Genomic DNA, 16,894 nt, shown 5'->3' with positions numbered 1-16,894 from the left:
CCGCTCTTTCTGAATAAGAAAGAACCACTTAGTAAAAAAGGGCGTCTAATAGACGTCCTTTTTATACGTTGCAAAATTCAGACGTTGCAAAATTAAGAACCTATCTCATCAATCATTTGTATAATTATTGGTGAGATAGGCTCTGAAACAACGAATTGATAACTGTGCGGGCTACTTTGCGCAGTTATATGAGATTTATTAAGGTTTTGCTCGGAAGATATGGTATATTTTACTGCTGCCACAAAAAGAAAGTCACTTTCTTGATTGGTGTAGTTAAAAAATTTACTGAGCATGCTGAAATTCCTGCAAAATGGAATAGCACTTGTGAAATGGGTAGCACTTGTAAAGTGGTAGTACTGACGTACACGTAGTACTTGCGAAATAAAATGTTACTGCAACTTGTTATTTTTGCAGAACGAATAACGCTAATTACCTCCATTAACAAGGCTAATTACTTTTTAGATCGCAGGTGATGCTATTGATATCCCTATCAAATTTTTGCAGGCTTAGTTTGTAGTAATTGAGGGATATGTTGGCATATTCTATTGGTTTGGCTTGGTTGTCTTACCTTTGTAAACAAGCAAGCTTTGTACATACTTCATGGTAACAGGTTGAATTATGAGTGCGAATAGCGAAGCTCAAGGAAGTGGACGTAGTGCAGACATCTTCAAGTGGGTCATTGTCTGTGCCTTATTAATAATTGCTATTGTTGGTAATTATTACTTCCGTCAATATAATCTCGCGCTGCGTGCTTTTGCAGTTGTGGCTGTTGTCGCTATTGCAGGTGCTGTCGCTTTATGGACCACAAAAGGTAAAGCAACACTGGCGTTTGCACGCGAAGCTCGCGTCGAGATGAGAAAAGTCATTTGGCCTACTCGCCAGGAAACATTACAAACTACTTTAATTGTTGCTGCAGTAACGGCTGTAATGTCATTAATACTGTGGGGACTAGATGGTATTCTGGTGCGTTTAGTTTCATTTATTACAAGCCTGAGGTTATTCTAAATGTCCGATTCACCTAAAAAGCGCTGGTATGTCATTCAGGCATTCTCTGGTTTTGAAGGTCGCGTAGCACAGTCTTTACGTGAACATATCAAATTACATGCTATGGAAGATTCTTTTGGCGAAGTTATGGTTCCAACAGAAGAAGTTGTTGAAATCCGTAGCGGTCAGCGCCGTAAGAGTGAACGTAAATTCTTCCCAGGCTATGTCTTAGTCCAAATGGTCATGAATGATGACTCTTGGCACTTAGTACGTAGTGTACCGCGTGTAATGGGGTTCATTGGCGGGACGTCAGATCGTCCAGCGCCAATTAGCGATAAAGAAGTTGATGCTATAATGAACCGCTTACAACAAGTTGGTGATAAACCACGTCCGAAAACATTGTTTGAACCAGGTGAAATGGTTCGCGTTAGCGAAGGCCCATTTGCTGACTTTAACGGTGTTGTTGAAGAGATTGATTATGAAAAGAGCCGCTTAAAAGTCTCTGTTTCTATCTTTGGTCGTGCAACTCCAGTCGAATTGGATTTTGGTCAGGTAGAAAAAGCCTAATCTAAACGACAAAACTGACTTGCAAAAGCCGTGAAATTTGACTACAATTTCGCGCCTTTTGTTTTTATGTTCGGCACAATTAACGTGCGGGGCATGTTTAATGTAACGGGGAGCCTTGCAAACCGTAAGGCGCTATCACCCATCTAGAGGAAATATCATGGCTAAGAAAGTTCAAGCCTACGTTAAGCTGCAAGTTGCAGCTGGTATGGCGAACCCAAGTCCACCAGTTGGTCCAGCTCTGGGTCAACAAGGTGTTAACATCATGGAATTCTGTAAAGCGTTCAACGCAAAAACAGACAGCCTGGAAAAAGGTTTACCAATTCCTGTTGTTATTACTGTTTACGCAGACCGTTCTTTCACTTTCGTTACCAAAACTCCACCTGCAGCAGTTCTGCTGAAAAAAGCAGCTGGCGTTAAGTCTGGTTCAGGCAAGCCTAACAAAGATAAAGTTGGTAAAGTGACCTCTGCTCAGATTCGCGAAATCGCTGAAACTAAAGCTGCGGACATGACTGGTGCTGATCTTGACGCAATGATGCGTTCAATTGAAGGTACTGCTCGTTCCATGGGCCTGGTAGTGGAGGACTAAGACAATGGCTAAACTGACTAAGCGCATGCGCAATATCCGTGAAAAAGTTGATGCAACTAAACAGTACGACATCAACGAAGCCGTTGCACTGCTGAAAGAATTAGCAACTGCTAAATTCGTAGAAAGCGTTGACGTAGCTATCAACCTGGGCATCGATGCTCGTAAATCTGACCAAAACGTTCGCGGTGCAACTGTACTGCCACACGGTACTGGCCGTTCAGTTCGCGTTGCTGTGTTCGCACAAGGCGCAAACGCTGAAGCTGCTAAAGCTGCAGGTGCTGAACTGGTAGGTATGGAAGATCTGGCTGATAAAATCAAAGCTGGTGAAATGGACTTTGACGTTGTTATTGCTTCTCCAGATGCAATGCGCGTTGTTGGCCAATTAGGTCAAGTTCTGGGCCCACGTGGTCTGATGCCAAACCCGAAAGTTGGTACTGTAACTCCTAACGTTGCTGAAGCAGTTAACAATGCTAAAGCTGGTCAGGTTCGCTACCGTAACGACAAAAACGGAATCATCCATACCACTATCGGTAAAGTTGATTTCGACGCTGACAAACTGAAAGAAAACTTAGAAGCACTGCTGATCGCGCTGAAAAAAGCAAAACCAGCTTCTGCTAAAGGTGTTTTCATCAAGAAAGTTAGCCTGTCCACCACTATGGGTGCAGGTGTTGCTGTTGACCAAGCTGGTCTGTCAGCGACAGTTTAATTGCTATAGCTTTGGCTAATTGGTAATTAGGCTTTACCTTTGCGTCAAATTTGTATAAAATTTGACGCCTTGAGTTTGTTGGGTATAGCGATATATTCAACAAACCACGAATTTCGGTATGGAGTCTGGCCTTTCCAGACCCCGTCCAAGACCGCAGGTGTGGTTTATTAGTTATGATAGCTACTTAATTTACCTGCGTAGACGGTGACAGAGATACCTAGAATTTAATTCTGGATTCTATTCTGCTCACCGTGTTTTAGCGCTCTTACATAATGTTGTGTTTGAGTGATGTGAGTCCCGGGTTTTCCCGGTTAATCCAGGAGCAAGAAGCTAATGGCACTAAATCTTCAAGACAAACAAGCGATTGTTGCTGAAGTCAGCGAAGTAGCCAAAGGCGCGCTTTCTGCAGTTGTTGCTGATTCACGCGGCGTAACTGTAGCAAAAATGACTGAACTGCGTAAAGCAGGTCGCGAAGCAGGCGTTTATATCCGTGTTGTTCGTAACACACTGATCCGCCGTGCTGTTGAAGGTACTTCTTATGACGTACTGAAAGACGTGTTTGTCGGTCCAACCTTAATTGCTTTCTCTAACGAACACCCGGGCGCTGGCGCTCGTCTGTTCAAAGAGTTCGCGAAAGCGAATCCAGCATTTGAGATTAAAGCTGCGGCCTTTGAAGGTGAGTTAATCCAAGCGAAAGATATCGATCGTCTGGCAACTCTCCCAACTTACGATGAAGCAATCGCACGCCTGATGTCAACCATGAAAGAAGCCGCTGCAGGCAAATTGGTTCGTACTCTGGCTGCTCTGCGCGATCAGAAAGAAGCTGCATAAGCCCTTTCCTTCGTTGCTTTTTAACGTATAAACTATTTCTGAATTTTAGGAACACTTGTTATGTCTATCACTAAAGACCAAATCCTTGATGCAGTTGCAGAAATGTCTGTAATGGACGTTGTTGAACTGATTACTATGATGGAAGAAAAATTCGGCGTTTCTGCTGCTGCAGCTGTTGCTGTTGCTGCGGGCCCAGCTGAAGCTGCTGAAGAAAAAACTGAATTTGACGTTGTACTGTCAGCTGTTGGCGGTAACAAAGTTGCAGTTATCAAAGCAGTTCGTGGCGCAACCGGTCTTGGCCTGAAAGAAGCTAAAGATATGGTAGAGTCTGCTCCAGCGACCATCAAAGAAGGCGCGAGCAAAGACGAAGCTGAAGCTCTGAAAAAATCTCTTGAAGAAGCAGGCGCTTCTGTTGAACTTAAATAAGTTCAATTGCAAGAACGCAGCCTAATCTAATTAGGCTGATGGCTGGTGATTTTTTAATCACCAGCCTTTTTGCGCTGTAAAGCGTGATGGGTGTTAACAGCTTTTCACGCAGTTTTAATGTTAACAACAACCCTCCAATACTTCTTTCTATTGACGACTTAATATACTGTGTTCTTCGCTACGACCCGCTCGGGTAGCTCGGTAGCAAAAGTAACGCAATGAAATGATTTAAGAGTAATAGCAATGAGTATTAAGGAAAGTATTCATTTTCCGTTTCTTATAAAAAACGCGTTGCGGTTCTGTCTCTTATACTAAGAGCTAACCACTTGGGTCACTGATCAACGAGCTGAGGAAACCTATGGTTTACTCCTATACCGAGAAAAAACGTATTCGTAAGGATTTTGGTAAACGTCCACAAGTTTTGGACATACCTTATCTCCTTTCTATCCAACTTGACTCGTTCCAGAAGTTTATCGAGCAAGATCCTGATGGCCAGAATGGGCTGGAAGCTGCTTTCCGTTCTGTGTTTCCAATTCAGAGCTATAGCGGTAATGCTGAATTACAATATGTCAGCTATCGTTTAGGCGAGCCTGTTTTTGATGTTAAAGAATGTCAAATTCGCGGTGTAACTTACTCTGCGCCTTTGCGTGTGAAATTGCGTCTCATCGTTTATGAGCGTGAAGCACCGGAAGGAACTGTTAAAGACATCAAAGAACAAGAAGTCTACATGGGTGAAATTCCACTCATGACTGAAAACGGAACTTTCGTTATCAACGGTACTGAGCGTGTTATCGTTTCTCAGTTACACCGTAGTCCGGGTGTATTCTTCGACAGCGATAAAGGTAAAACACACTCTTCAGGTAAAGTGCTCTATAACGCACGTATTATCCCTTACCGTGGTTCATGGCTTGATTTCGAATTTGACCCGAAAGATAACCTGTTTGTACGTATTGACCGTCGCCGTAAATTACCTGCGACCATTATTCTGCGTGCAATGGATTACAATACAGAAGAAATCTTAAATCTATTCTTCGAAAAAACTGTATTCCAAATCCGTGATAATAAACTGATGATGACGCTGGTTCCTGAGCGTCTACGTGGTGAAACGGCTTCTTTTGATATTGAAGCGAACGGTAAAGTCTATGTAGAAAAAGGCCGCCGTATCACTGCACGTCATATTCGTCAGTTAGAAAAAGAAGAAATCAATAGCATCGAAGTGCCTGTTGAATATATCGCAGGTAAAGTTGTTGCTAGAGACTACATTGATGAAAGCACCGGTGAGCTGATTTGTGCAGCAAACATGGAACTTTCTTTAGACATGTTGGCGCGTCTGAGCCAGTCTGGTCATAAAACAATCGAAACATTGTTTACCAATGACTTAGACCACGGTGCTTACATTTCTGAAACCGTTCGTGTCGACCCAACTAACGACCGTCTGAGTGCATTGGTAGAAATCTACCGCATGATGCGTCCTGGTGAGCCACCGACCCGTGAAGCGGCAGAAAACCTATTCGAGAACCTGTTCTTCTCTGAAGACCGTTATGACTTGTCTGCGGTAGGTCGTATGAAGTTCAACCGTTCACTGAACCGTGAAGAAATTGAAGGTTCAGGTATCCTGAGTGAAGAAGACATCATTGATGTGATGCGTAAACTCATCGATATCCGTAACGGTAAAGGCGAAGTGGATGATATCGACCACTTAGGTAACCGTCGTATTCGTTCTGTTGGTGAAATGGCAGAGAACCAATTCCGTGTCGGTCTGGTTCGTGTTGAGCGTGCAGTGAAAGAGCGTCTTTCTCTGGGCGACCTCGATGCATTAATGCCACAAGATATGATCAACGCGAAACCAATTTCAGCCGCAGTGAAAGAGTTCTTTGGTTCTAGCCAGCTGTCCCAATTTATGGACCAGAACAACCCACTGTCTGAAATTACGCACAAACGTCGTATCTCTGCGTTAGGCCCTGGTGGTCTGACTCGTGAGCGTGCGGGCTTCGAAGTACGTGACGTTCACCCAACTCACTACGGTCGTGTTTGTCCTATCGAAACACCTGAAGGTCCGAACATTGGTCTGATCAACTCATTATCTGTTTATGCACAGACCAATGAGTACGGTTTCTTAGAAACCCCATACCGTTTAGTACGTGATGGTTTAGTTACAGATGAAATCCATTATCTGTCTGCGATTGAAGAAGGTAACTTCATCATTGCTCAGGCAAACACCGTTTTAGGTGATGATGGTAGCTTCGTTGAAGAACTGATTACTTGCCGTAACAAAGGTGAATCAAGCTTATTCAGCCGTGAACAGGTTGAATATATGGACGTTTCGACTCAACAGGTTGTTTCTGTTGGTGCGTCTCTGATCCCATTCCTTGAACACGATGACGCCAACCGTGCATTGATGGGTGCGAACATGCAACGTCAAGCGGTTCCTACTTTACGTGCTGACAAACCATTAGTCGGTACAGGTATGGAACGTGCAGTAGCGGTTGACTCGGGTGTTACTGCTGTTGCAAGACGTGGTGGTTCGGTTCAGTACGTTGATGCTTCTCGTATCGTTATCAAAGTTAACGAAGATGAGATGTACCCAGGCGAAGCTGGAATCGATATTTATAACCTGACTAAATATACCCGTTCTAACCAGAACACCTGTATTAGCCAGATGCCTTGTGTATCTTTAGGTGAGCCAGTTGAACGTGGTGACGTGTTAGCGGATGGTCCTTCAACAGACCTCGGTGAATTAGCACTTGGTCAAAACATGCGCGTGGCATTCATGCCATGGAATGGTTATAACTTCGAAGACTCCATCTTAGTTTCTGAGCGTGTTGTTCAAGAAGACCGTTTCACAACTATTCACATTCAAGAGCTCTCTTGTGTGTCTCGTGACACTAAATTAGGGCCTGAAGAAATCACTGCAGATATTCCAAACGTCGGTGAAGCTGCTCTGTCTAAACTTGACGAATCCGGTATCGTGTATATTGGTGCGGAAGTGAAAGGCGGCGACATTCTGGTTGGTAAAGTAACACCTAAAGGTGAAACTCAGCTGACGCCAGAAGAGAAACTGTTACGTGCTATCTTCGGTGAAAAAGCATCAGACGTTAAAGACTCTTCTTTACGTGTTCCTAACGGTGTATCTGGTACGGTTATTGACGTACAAGTATTTACCCGTGACGGTGTAGAGAAAGACAAACGTGCATTGGAGATCGAAGAAACTCAGTTACGCGATGCGAAGAAAGACTTAACAGAAGAGCTGCGTATTTTCGAAGCTGGCCTGTTTGCTCGTATCCGTTCTGTACTGGTTAACGGCGGAATTGAAGCTGAAAAACTGGACAAACTGCCTCGCGATCGTTGGTTAGAGTTATCTTTAGCAGACGAAGAGAAGCAAAACCAGTTAGAGCAATTAGCCGAACAGTATGACGAACTGAAATCTGAGTTCGAGAAAAAACTCGATGCAAAACGTCGTAAAATTACTCAAGGTGATGACTTAGCACCGGGTGTACTGAAAATTGTTAAGGTTTATCTGGCGGTTAAACGTCAAATTCAACCGGGTGATAAAATGGCGGGTCGCCATGGTAACAAAGGTGTTATCTCAAAAATCAACCCAGTCGAAGACATGCCTTACGATGAAAACGGTAACCCAGTTGACATCGTTCTGAACCCGCTGGGCGTACCATCACGTATGAACATCGGTCAGATTTTGGAAACCCACTTAGGGATGGCAGCGAAAGGTATTGGTGAGAAAATCAATGCTATGCTTAAACAGCAAGAAGAAGTTGCCAAACTGCGTGAGTTTATCCAAAAAGCGTACGATTTAGGTGATGATCCACGCCAGAAAGTTGACTTGAATACTTTCTCTGACGAAGAAGTTATGCGTTTGGCTGAGAACCTGAAAAAAGGTATGCCAATTGCAACACCAGTATTCGATGGTGCGAAAGAGAAAGAAATCAAAGAACTGCTGAAATTGGGTGGTCTGCCAACTTCAGGTCAGATTACATTATTCGATGGTCGTACTGGCGAGAAATTTGAGCGTCAAGTTACCGTTGGTTATATGTACATGCTGAAACTGAACCACTTGGTTGACGATAAGATGCATGCCCGTTCAACAGGTTCTTATAGCTTGGTTACTCAGCAACCGCTGGGTGGTAAAGCGCAGTTCGGTGGTCAGCGTTTCGGGGAGATGGAAGTGTGGGCACTGGAAGCATACGGTGCAGCCTATACTCTTCAAGAAATGCTTACAGTTAAATCGGATGACGTTAACGGCCGTACGAAGATGTATAAAAACATCGTCGATGGCAGCCATCAGATGGAACCTGGTATGCCGGAATCTTTCAACGTATTGCTGAAAGAGATCCGTTCACTGGGTATCAACATCGAGCTGGAAGACGAGTAATTCGTTTTATGCCGGAAGGTTCGCCTTCCGGCACATGTAAGCACTGGGATTTGGGGAGAGTGTCTTTGAACACTCACCTGACAGGTCTAACTCCGACAGGAGCATTTTGTGAAAGACTTAATAAAGTTTCTGAAAGCGCAAACCAAGACCGAAGAGTTTGATGCTATCAAGATTGCTCTGGCATCACCTGATATGATCCGTTCATGGTCATTCGGTGAAGTTAAAAAGCCAGAAACCATTAACTACCGTACGTTCAAGCCTGAGCGTGACGGTCTTTTCTGTGCGCGTATTTTCGGGCCAGTAAAAGACTACGAATGTCTGTGCGGTAAGTACAAGCGTTTAAAACACCGTGGTGTGATTTGTGAGAAGTGTGGCGTTGAAGTTACACAGACCAAAGTCCGTCGTGAGCGCATGGGTCACATTGAACTTGCCTCTCCGACTGCACACATTTGGTTCTTAAAATCACTGCCATCCCGTATCGGTTTGCTGCTTGATATGCCACTGCGTGATATCGAACGCGTTCTGTACTTTGAATCATATGTGGTTGTTGAAGGCGGTATGACTAGCCTTGAGCGTGCACAGATTCTGACAGAAGAGCAATACTTAGATGCGCTGGAAGAGTTCGGTGACGAATTTGATGCGAAAATGGGTGCGGAAGCAATCCAAGGCCTGCTGAAAAACCTCGATCTTGAGAACGAGTGTGAAACGCTGCGCGAAGAGTTAAACGAAACTAACTCTGAAACTAAGCGTAAGAAGCTGACCAAGCGTATCAAACTGCTGGAAGCCTTCATTCAATCTGGTAACAAACCAGAGTGGATGATCTTAAACGTGCTGCCAGTATTACCACCGGATCTGCGTCCATTAGTTCCACTCGATGGTGGTCGTTTCGCAACATCGGATCTGAACGATCTGTATCGTCGCGTAATCAACCGTAATAACCGTCTGAAACGTCTTCTGGATCTGGCTGCGCCAGACATCATCGTACGTAACGAAAAACGTATGTTGCAAGAAGCGGTTGACGCCCTGTTAGATAACGGTCGTCGTGGTCGCGCAATCACAGGTTCTAACAAACGCCCTCTGAAATCTTTGGCAGATATGATCAAAGGTAAACAAGGTCGTTTCCGTCAGAACTTACTTGGTAAGCGTGTTGACTACTCAGGTCGTTCTGTTATCACCGTAGGTCCATACCTGCGTCTGCATCAGTGCGGTCTGCCGAAGAAAATGGCTCTTGAATTATTCAAACCATTCATCTACGGCAAATTAGAATTACGTGGTCTGGCAACAACCATTAAAGCTGCGAAGAAAATGGTTGAGCGCGAAGAAGCGGTTGTTTGGGATATCTTGGATGAAGTTATCCGTGAACACCCAGTCATGCTGAACCGTGCACCAACACTTCACCGTCTGGGTATCCAAGCTTTCGAACCTATTCTGATCGAAGGTAAAGCTATCCAATTGCACCCACTCGTTTGTGCGGCATATAACGCCGACTTCGATGGAGACCAAATGGCGGTACACGTTCCTCTGACTTTGGAAGCTCAGTTAGAAGCACGTGCGTTGATGATGTCAACCAACAACATCCTGTCACCTGCAAGTGGTGAGCCTATTATCGTTCCTTCACAGGACGTTGTATTAGGTCTTTACTACATGACACGTGACTGCGTAAACGCGAAAGGCGAGGGCATGGTATTAGCCGGTCCTAAAGAAGCTGAGCGTGTTTACCGTTCAGGTCATGCTTCATTGCATGCCCGCGTTAAAGTCCGTATCACTGAAGAAGTGAAAGATTCGGAAGGTAACATCACTATCAATACTGGTTTAGTTGACACCACTGTTGGTCGTGCAATTTTATGGATGATCGTACCAAAAGGTCTGCCGTTTGCGCTAGTTAACCAAGCGTTAGGTAAGAAAGCGATCTCCAAAATGCTGAACACCTGTTACCGTGTTCTGGGCCTGAAGCCTACGGTTATTTTTGCTGACCAAATCATGTATACCGGTTTTGCCTATGCAGCACGCTCTGGTGCATCAGTTGGTATCGACGATATGGTTATTCCAGAGAAAAAAGCTGGGATCATCGCCGAAGCAGAAGCGGAAGTCGCAGAAATTCAGGAACAGTTCCAGTCTGGTCTGGTTACAGCAGGCGAACGTTACAACAAAGTTATCGATATCTGGGCAGCGGCAAACGAACGTGTTGCTAAAGCGATGATGGAAAACTTGTCGACTGAAGCGGTTATTAACCGTGATGGTGTTGAAGAGCAACAAGTTTCTTTCAACAGTATCTTTATGATGGCCGACTCCGGTGCTCGTGGTTCCGCCGCTCAGATCCGTCAGTTAGCGGGTATGCGTGGTCTGATGGCTAAGCCAGATGGCTCCATTATCGAAACACCAATCACGGCAAACTTCCGTGAAGGTCTGAACGTTCTCCAGTACTTTATTTCTACGCATGGTGCGCGTAAAGGTCTTGCCGATACCGCATTAAAAACAGCAAACTCTGGTTATCTGACTCGTCGTTTAGTTGACGTTGCACAGGACTTGGTTGTGACTGAAGACGACTGTGGAACTCACGAAGGTATCCTGATGACTCCGGTTATCGAGGGTGGTGACGTTAAAGAACCACTGCGTGAGCGTGTACTGGGTCGTGTGACTGCAGAAGATATCCTGATCCCAGGAACGGCAGACATTCTGGTTCCACGTAATACATTACTGCACGAAAAACTGTGTGACCTGTTAGAAGCTAACTCAGTCGACAGCGTTAAAGTTCGTTCAGTTGTAAGTTGTGAAACTGACTTCGGTGTGTGTGCTCACTGTTATGGTCGTGACCTTGCTCGTGGTCATATCATCAACAAAGGTGAAGCTATCGGGGTTATCGCGGCACAGTCAATCGGTGAGCCGGGTACACAGTTAACGATGCGTACGTTCCACATCGGGGGTGCGGCATCTCGTGCGGCGGCAGAATCTAGTATTCAAGTCCGTAACACAGGTACTCTGAAACTGGTTAACGCGAAATACGTAACGAACTCAGAAGGCAAACTGGTTATTACTTCACGTAATACAGAATTGCGTCTGATTGATGAATTCGGTCGTACGAAAGAAAGCTATAAAGTCCCTTACGGTGCGCACTTGACGAAAGGCGATGGCGATGCAGTAACGGGCGGTGAAACTGTTGCGAACTGGGATCCACATACCATGCCAGTCGTCAGTGAAGTATCGGGTATTATCAGCTTCTCTGACATGCTTGATGGTCAAACAATGACGCGTCAGACCGACGAATTAACCGGTCTGTCTTCAATCGTTGTTCTGGATACTGCGGAACGTACCAGTGGTGGTAAAGACCTGCGTCCTGCTCTGCGTGTTATTGACGCAAATGGTAACGATGTTCTTATCCCTAACACAGACATGCCTGCTCAGTACTTCTTACCGGGTAAAGCAATTGTTCAGTTAGATGATGGCATCGCTATTAACGTCGGTGATACCTTAGCACGTATTCCACAAGAATCTGTGGGTACTAAAGATATCACGGGTGGTCTACCACGCGTAGCTGACTTGTTCGAAGCACGTCGTCCGAAAGAGCCAGCAATCTTGGCTGAAATCAGCGGTATTATCTCGTTTGGTAAAGAAACCAAAGGGAAGCGTCGTCTGGTTATTACGCCATTAGATGGTAGCGATCCTTACGAAGAGATGATCCCTAAATGGCGTCAGCTCAACGTGTTCGAAGGTGAGATTGTTGAACGCGGTGACGTAGTTTCCGATGGTCCAGAATCTCCACACGATATTCTGCGTCTGCGTGGTGTCCATGCTGTTACGCGTTATATCACGAACGAGGTTCAGGAAGTTTACCGCTTACAAGGCGTTAAGATTAACGATAAACACATCGAAGTTATCGTTCGTCAGATGCTGCGTAAAGTGACTATCGCGGATGCAGGAAGCTCTGAATTCCTCGAAGGTGAACAAGTCGAGTACTCACGTGTTAAAGTTTCGAATCGTAAACTGGAAACTGAAGGTAAAATTCCAGCTAACTTTGCTCGTGACCTGTTGGGTATTACTAAGGCATCTCTGGCAACAGAATCCTTTATCTCAGCAGCATCGTTCCAAGAAACAACACGCGTACTGACTGAAGCTGCCGTTGCTGGTAAACGTGATGAATTACGTGGTCTGAAAGAAAACGTTATTGTTGGACGTCTGATCCCAGCAGGTACTGGTTTTGCGTATCACCAAGACCGTATCCGTCGCCGTCATCTGAACGATGTTGTGGAAGCTCCACAAGTGAGTGCAGATGAAGCAACAGCGAATTTAGCTGAGCTATTAAACGCAGGTTTTAGCAGCGACAATCAGAACTAATTTCTGATTTCACTGTAAAATTCCTGATTGAAGCCAGTGCCGACAAGGTACTGGCTTTTTTTATATCTAATAATTTTATAAATTTAATTTTTTCCAGTTAGCACCAGCCAACTCACCCATAAAGTCTTTTTATGTCGCACATTTATCTGAATATGTAATACGTATTTCTACTTTTGAAATATATCGAACACTAAAAAGAAGTAATAATAAATTGTTCGACTAAAGATAAATAGTAATAAAAACAATGATAAAAATTTATTTTTAAACTATTTAATTGAAATAAATAAAAGGAATATGCGATGGATAAAAAAAAGACAAATGAACAGACTGATACAAATCAAACCAACCTTTCGGATTATTATGGATTACTATCAAATTCAGTAGGAGTAATGAATACATCTCAGATCGTTACAGGGAGTGGGCAAATTGCATTAGATTTAGTTGTGGTTATCGATACGAGTGGCTCAATGTCTGATGAAGCAGGGGATTTGAGCAAACAGATTGATGCGACGATTGAAGCTGCATCAGCAAAGTGTCCATCCCACCTTCGGGCGACATTTTTAGGTATCGAAGGGACTTGGGCAAACACAAAGTTTGACCAATCTGCCAGTGAATATTTAATCAAAATAGGTGCGAACGAAAGGGACCTACAAGCTAGATTACCGTTTAAAGAATCCGATGGGCGAGATCATGCTGGAAATAAAGAGGATTTATGTCGGGCAGTTATTGATATTAGTAAGCATTTTGACTGGCGAGATGATGCGCGTAGGGCTATTTTTGTCTTGGGTGATGAAGGAATGGAGGGGGGCGGTGGAATTCTCACGCGTGCTGCCATCGCAAAAAATAATGAAGCGATATCCGTTGCTCAAGAAAGAGGTATTAAGGTGTATACCTACCAAGGCACACCGGATGATAACCCAAGCAATCTAGATCGCTTTCCGACCTTGGTGGATAGAGATAACGTGACGCGAGAATATGAACGCCTAGCTAAAGAAACTGACGGTCGAGCGTATATTTACACCACTGGGATTGCAAACTTCTCGTTGGTTTTACAGGAAATACTGTGTGATAGTTTAACACCGCCAGTAAAACCGGATAGAAGACTTTCAGAATGCGACTCTGTTTGTGAAAACTTGCCACTCATTATAACTACCGTGAATACGTTGTCTGATATTATAAAAAAGACAATAGATTCTTGCTGCCCGGATCCCAAACATGATGCCCCCTCAGACTGCCAGTGTAAACATTAGAATTGGTTAGCTAGAAAAAGTAAAAAGCGGGAATATGTCCCGCTTTAATTATGTGAATGGTAAATATAGTAATTAGTAAAAAATACCAATAATCGCACAGTGAGCCACAAAACCTACCATCAACGGCACGGCGGTTCGTTTTACTACGTCAAACGGCTGCAGTTTTGCGCCACTGGATACGGCAATAATAACCCCCGCAACAGGCGACATACCTCGACCCATGTGTGAGGCTTGTTGCATAGGTAAAATCATCGCGATCGGGTTAACACCCATACTATGTGCAATTTGTGGAATTAACTCCACAAATGCCAAGAACGGTGCATTACCTGACCCCATGATGATTGCTGCAGCTAAAGTGACTAAGGCGAACACAATCGCCATGGCAAATGGTGGTAAGCCGACGGATTCAGCACCTAAAATCAGTTGGTCAATTGCTCCACTGACTTTAATACCATGAGCGAACACGCCAGCGGCAACCAATAAGCCAACCACATTACTAAATGCATGACCCATACCATTTAGAAATGTTTGGAACCCATTACAAACCAGTTTGAAGTTACGTACACGAAGAGTTTCAATCACCATACAGATTGCCATTGCAATCAGTACGATAGTCACGACATCTAAGTGAATACCTGAAAAAAATAAATTGGATGTTCCGACCGCCATAATAATGGGTAACATAGGAAGAAGTGCATAATACCCAGGAACTGACTTAGTAATTTCTTCTTTTTCATGTGACTGAACGGCTTTACCAATTTCAGGTACGAAACCTTGTTTTCGATCACAGTGACGTTGCCAGAAAATATGGGTAATACCGACGACCAATACAGTGGCTAATGCCGCAGGCCCTTGATAGTACAGCACATACTCAACGACAGACATATCGACCGCTTTCGCACCACGAATGGCATCAATCGCGGTTGGTGTGTAAGCCACCCCAAGAGAAGTTGCGATAACCCCAGCCGCAGAAGCGGGCGATAGACCCAAACCTATCATAATTGGGAACATGGTTCCCATTAACAGTACGGCTAAGCCTGTCGCTGATGGAATGGCTAATTGCAAGATACTCGCCAGCAAGAAAGAGAAAAATAGCAATACATAAGGTGAACGCATATTTTTCAGGGGTTTTGTTGCGACACGTACCACTGCTTCATTGGCACCGATATGGTCCATATAGTGCGCAAAGCCCATCAATGCCATGATCATTAAACCGAGATCCGCTGCACGGCTACTGAATAAATCTCTCATGACTTCAAAGGGGTCGAGCCAAGTGATACCGGTGGTGGCGACATTTTTAGGGAGGATAGGTCCCCAGCCAAGGGCTAGGGTGAATATCATTAACACTAAGCCAGCGATTAAAAGTACTGGCTCGGCTTTATATCCCTTCAAAATAAACCGCGCAACCAAAACAACGATAATTAGAACCGTTAGAATTGGGATCATGCTTTAGCTCCTGGTTTGAAGCGTTCTGCGGTGATTTGTACCACTTGTTTTAGTACATCGCTGGCGGCGTAAAGGGATTTCACTGGCAGGTATTCATAGATTGAATGGAAATTATGCGCTCCGGTGAAGATGTTAGGGCAAGGTAAACCATTTTGCGATAATGCAGCTCCGTCATAGCCACCACGCATTGGGATGACTTTTGGCGTAATGCCACAAGCTTGATAGGCATCAACAGCGATATCGATTGGATAACGATTGTCACCTTGTAAGCTGTTATAAACGTTAGAGTAGCGATCGGATAATTTACAAACGACACTCTCTTTACCCCATAAGCCTTCACAACTTTCAGCTAGTTGCTTCAGGAAAGCCATACGTTTGCGATAGCCGTCTTCGGTAAAATCACGCACATCCATTTTTAAAACAGTACGGGCGCTGTTACCTGACATTTGTTTCACCCAATAATAACCTTCACGGCCTTCAGTATATTCAGGCGCTTCTCCGCCCGGAAGCATGGCAATGAATTTCTGGGCCATTAGTAACGAGTTGATCAGCTTACCTTTTGCGGACATTGGGTGTGCGGATTTACCCGTAAAGATGATTTCGGCATCACCTGCGTTCCAGTTTTCATAAACTAATTCACCAATACCACAGCAGTCGAGGGTATAGGCAAAATCAGCACCGAATTCTTTAACATCGAAAACTTTAGCGCCACGTAGCCCTTGCTCTTCATCCGGCACAAAACCAATTTTAATTGTACCGTGTTTAATTTCTGGGTTTTGTTTAAAGTATTGCAGCATATCCATGATAGAAGCAATAGCGGCTTTATCGTCAGCACCTAATAAGCTGGTTCCATCAGTGACAATGATGTCATCACCGATATAATTCACCAGTTCAGGGAACTCACTCTTACGTAGATAAATATTAAGCTCTTTATTCATACACAAATCTTCACCGGTATATGGCAAGATTTGTGCTTTAGTGTCATTGGTTTGTTCTGCACTGGTGTCTAAGTGGCCAAAGAAAGCAACCGTCGGCACATCATAATCAAGGTTAGATGGCAACGTTGCGGTGACAATGGCTGTGTCACGCAGCTTAATATCTTCAACGCCGAGAGCTTCTAGCTCTTGAACCAGCTGCTTTGCAAGGACGCGTTGTCCTTCTGAGGAAGGCATAATTCCTGCCGCGCCCTTTTCCCTATCAGTGGTGGTGTTAATTTTGGTGTAAGAAATAAACCGCTCAACAATATTCATTCTTTTATTCCCCAGCATCTTATAGAATGCGTTTTACATTAGTTATATCTGTGGTTGTAATTTCATTTCACAGTATTATTCTTTTATCACAATTAAATATATTCTGAATATCAGACCTGAGCCATTTTT

General features: G+C 44.2%; 12 protein-coding genes. 9 read left to right on the top strand and 3 right to left on the bottom strand.

Annotated features, from left to right (window positions below):
- Positions 1-92: 92 nt before the first annotated feature.
- The gene (locus PSF42_RS19305) at positions 93-293 is read right to left on the bottom strand and encodes a hypothetical protein (protein WP_125895081.1); all 201 of its coding nucleotides are present in this window, start codon (positions 291-293) and stop codon (positions 93-95) included.
- 325 nt (positions 294-618) lie between these two features.
- On the opposite strand from PSF42_RS19305, the gene secE reads away from it, so the two are divergent.
- From secE to PSF42_RS19260, 9 genes are all read left to right on the top strand, one after another.
- Positions 619-1,005, top strand: coding sequence for a preprotein translocase subunit SecE (secE, locus tag PSF42_RS19300; RefSeq protein ID WP_004265885.1), 387 nt, complete (start codon positions 619-621; stop codon positions 1,003-1,005).
- Positions 1,006-1,551 (top strand): transcription termination/antitermination protein NusG, encoded by a 546-nt coding sequence (nusG, locus tag PSF42_RS19295; protein ID WP_004264378.1) that lies wholly within the window; start codon positions 1,006-1,008, stop codon positions 1,549-1,551.
- Between the two features lie 157 nt (positions 1,552-1,708).
- Positions 1,709-2,137 carry a 50S ribosomal protein L11 gene (rplK, locus tag PSF42_RS19290; protein ID WP_125895083.1) on the top strand — a complete coding sequence of 143 codons (429 nt, stop codon included), beginning with the start codon at positions 1,709-1,711 and terminating at the stop codon, positions 2,135-2,137.
- A 4-nt stretch (positions 2,138-2,141) separates the two neighbouring features.
- Positions 2,142-2,843: a 50S ribosomal protein L1 gene (gene rplA / locus PSF42_RS19285; protein ID WP_125895085.1), complete on the top strand. Its 702-nt coding sequence runs from the start codon at positions 2,142-2,144 to the stop codon at positions 2,841-2,843.
- A 333-nt stretch (positions 2,844-3,176) separates the two neighbouring features.
- Complete coding sequence (rplJ, locus tag PSF42_RS19280; RefSeq protein WP_004264381.1) at positions 3,177-3,674, top strand: 50S ribosomal protein L10; 498 nt, start codon at positions 3,177-3,179, stop codon at positions 3,672-3,674.
- A 60-nt stretch (positions 3,675-3,734) separates the two neighbouring features.
- Positions 3,735-4,100 carry a 50S ribosomal protein L7/L12 gene (gene rplL, locus PSF42_RS19275; RefSeq protein ID WP_004264384.1) on the top strand — a complete coding sequence of 122 codons (366 nt, stop codon included), beginning with the start codon at positions 3,735-3,737 and terminating at the stop codon, positions 4,098-4,100.
- A 358-nt stretch (positions 4,101-4,458) separates the two neighbouring features.
- Entirely contained in the window at positions 4,459-8,487 is a 4,029-nt protein-coding gene (rpoB, locus tag PSF42_RS19270; RefSeq protein WP_125895087.1) for a DNA-directed RNA polymerase subunit beta, read from the top strand.
- 108 nt (positions 8,488-8,595) lie between these two features.
- Positions 8,596-12,819: a DNA-directed RNA polymerase subunit beta' gene (gene rpoC / locus PSF42_RS19265; protein ID WP_125895089.1), complete on the top strand. Its 4,224-nt coding sequence runs from the start codon at positions 8,596-8,598 to the stop codon at positions 12,817-12,819.
- A 389-nt stretch (positions 12,820-13,208) separates the two neighbouring features.
- Complete coding sequence (locus tag PSF42_RS19260) at positions 13,209-14,069, top strand: VWA domain-containing protein (protein ID WP_254879822.1); 861 nt, start codon at positions 13,209-13,211, stop codon at positions 14,067-14,069.
- Positions 14,070-14,141: 72 nt separating this feature from the next.
- Here the strand turns inward: PSF42_RS19260 and dcuC are convergent, their stop codons facing one another.
- Positions 14,142-15,515: a C4-dicarboxylate transporter DcuC gene (gene dcuC, locus PSF42_RS19255; protein WP_272680512.1), complete on the bottom strand. Its 1,374-nt coding sequence runs from the start codon at positions 15,513-15,515 to the stop codon at positions 14,142-14,144.
- The gene (gene pepT / locus PSF42_RS19250; RefSeq protein ID WP_125895093.1) at positions 15,512-16,765 is read right to left on the bottom strand and encodes a peptidase T; all 1,254 of its coding nucleotides are present in this window, start codon (positions 16,763-16,765) and stop codon (positions 15,512-15,514) included. The genes dcuC and pepT overlap by 4 nt, the downstream gene beginning before the upstream one ends.
- Between the last annotated feature and the right edge of the window lie 129 nt (positions 16,766-16,894).

It is taken from the genome of Providencia sp. PROV032, assembly GCF_028484875.1.
GTDB lineage: Bacteria > Pseudomonadota > Gammaproteobacteria > Enterobacterales > Enterobacteriaceae > Providencia > Providencia rettgeri_E.
This window is presented reverse-complemented; position numbering and strand designations above follow the sequence as displayed.

Excerpts from the sequence above, each read along its gene's own strand:
- PSF42_RS19305 (WP_125895081.1), bottom strand. The coding sequence starts at position 293 with ATGCTCAGTAAATTTTTTAACTACACCAATCAAGAAAGTGACTTTCTT.
- secE (WP_004265885.1), top strand. The coding sequence starts at position 619 with ATGAGTGCGAATAGCGAAGCTCAAGGAAGTGGACGTAGTGCAGACATC.
- nusG (WP_004264378.1), top strand. The coding sequence starts at position 1,006 with ATGTCCGATTCACCTAAAAAGCGCTGGTATGTCATTCAGGCATTCTCT.
- rplK (WP_125895083.1), top strand. The coding sequence starts at position 1,709 with ATGGCTAAGAAAGTTCAAGCCTACGTTAAGCTGCAAGTTGCAGCTGGT.
- rplA (WP_125895085.1), top strand. The coding sequence starts at position 2,142 with ATGGCTAAACTGACTAAGCGCATGCGCAATATCCGTGAAAAAGTTGAT.
- rplJ (WP_004264381.1), top strand. The coding sequence starts at position 3,177 with ATGGCACTAAATCTTCAAGACAAACAAGCGATTGTTGCTGAAGTCAGC.
- rplL (WP_004264384.1), top strand. The coding sequence starts at position 3,735 with ATGTCTATCACTAAAGACCAAATCCTTGATGCAGTTGCAGAAATGTCT.
- rpoB (WP_125895087.1), top strand. The coding sequence starts at position 4,459 with ATGGTTTACTCCTATACCGAGAAAAAACGTATTCGTAAGGATTTTGGT.
- PSF42_RS19260 (WP_254879822.1), top strand. The coding sequence starts at position 13,209 with ATGAATACATCTCAGATCGTTACAGGGAGTGGGCAAATTGCATTAGAT.
- dcuC (WP_272680512.1), bottom strand. The coding sequence starts at position 15,515 with ATGATCCCAATTCTAACGGTTCTAATTATCGTTGTTTTGGTTGCGCGG.
- pepT (WP_125895093.1), bottom strand. The coding sequence starts at position 16,765 with ATGAATATTGTTGAGCGGTTTATTTCTTACACCAAAATTAACACCACC.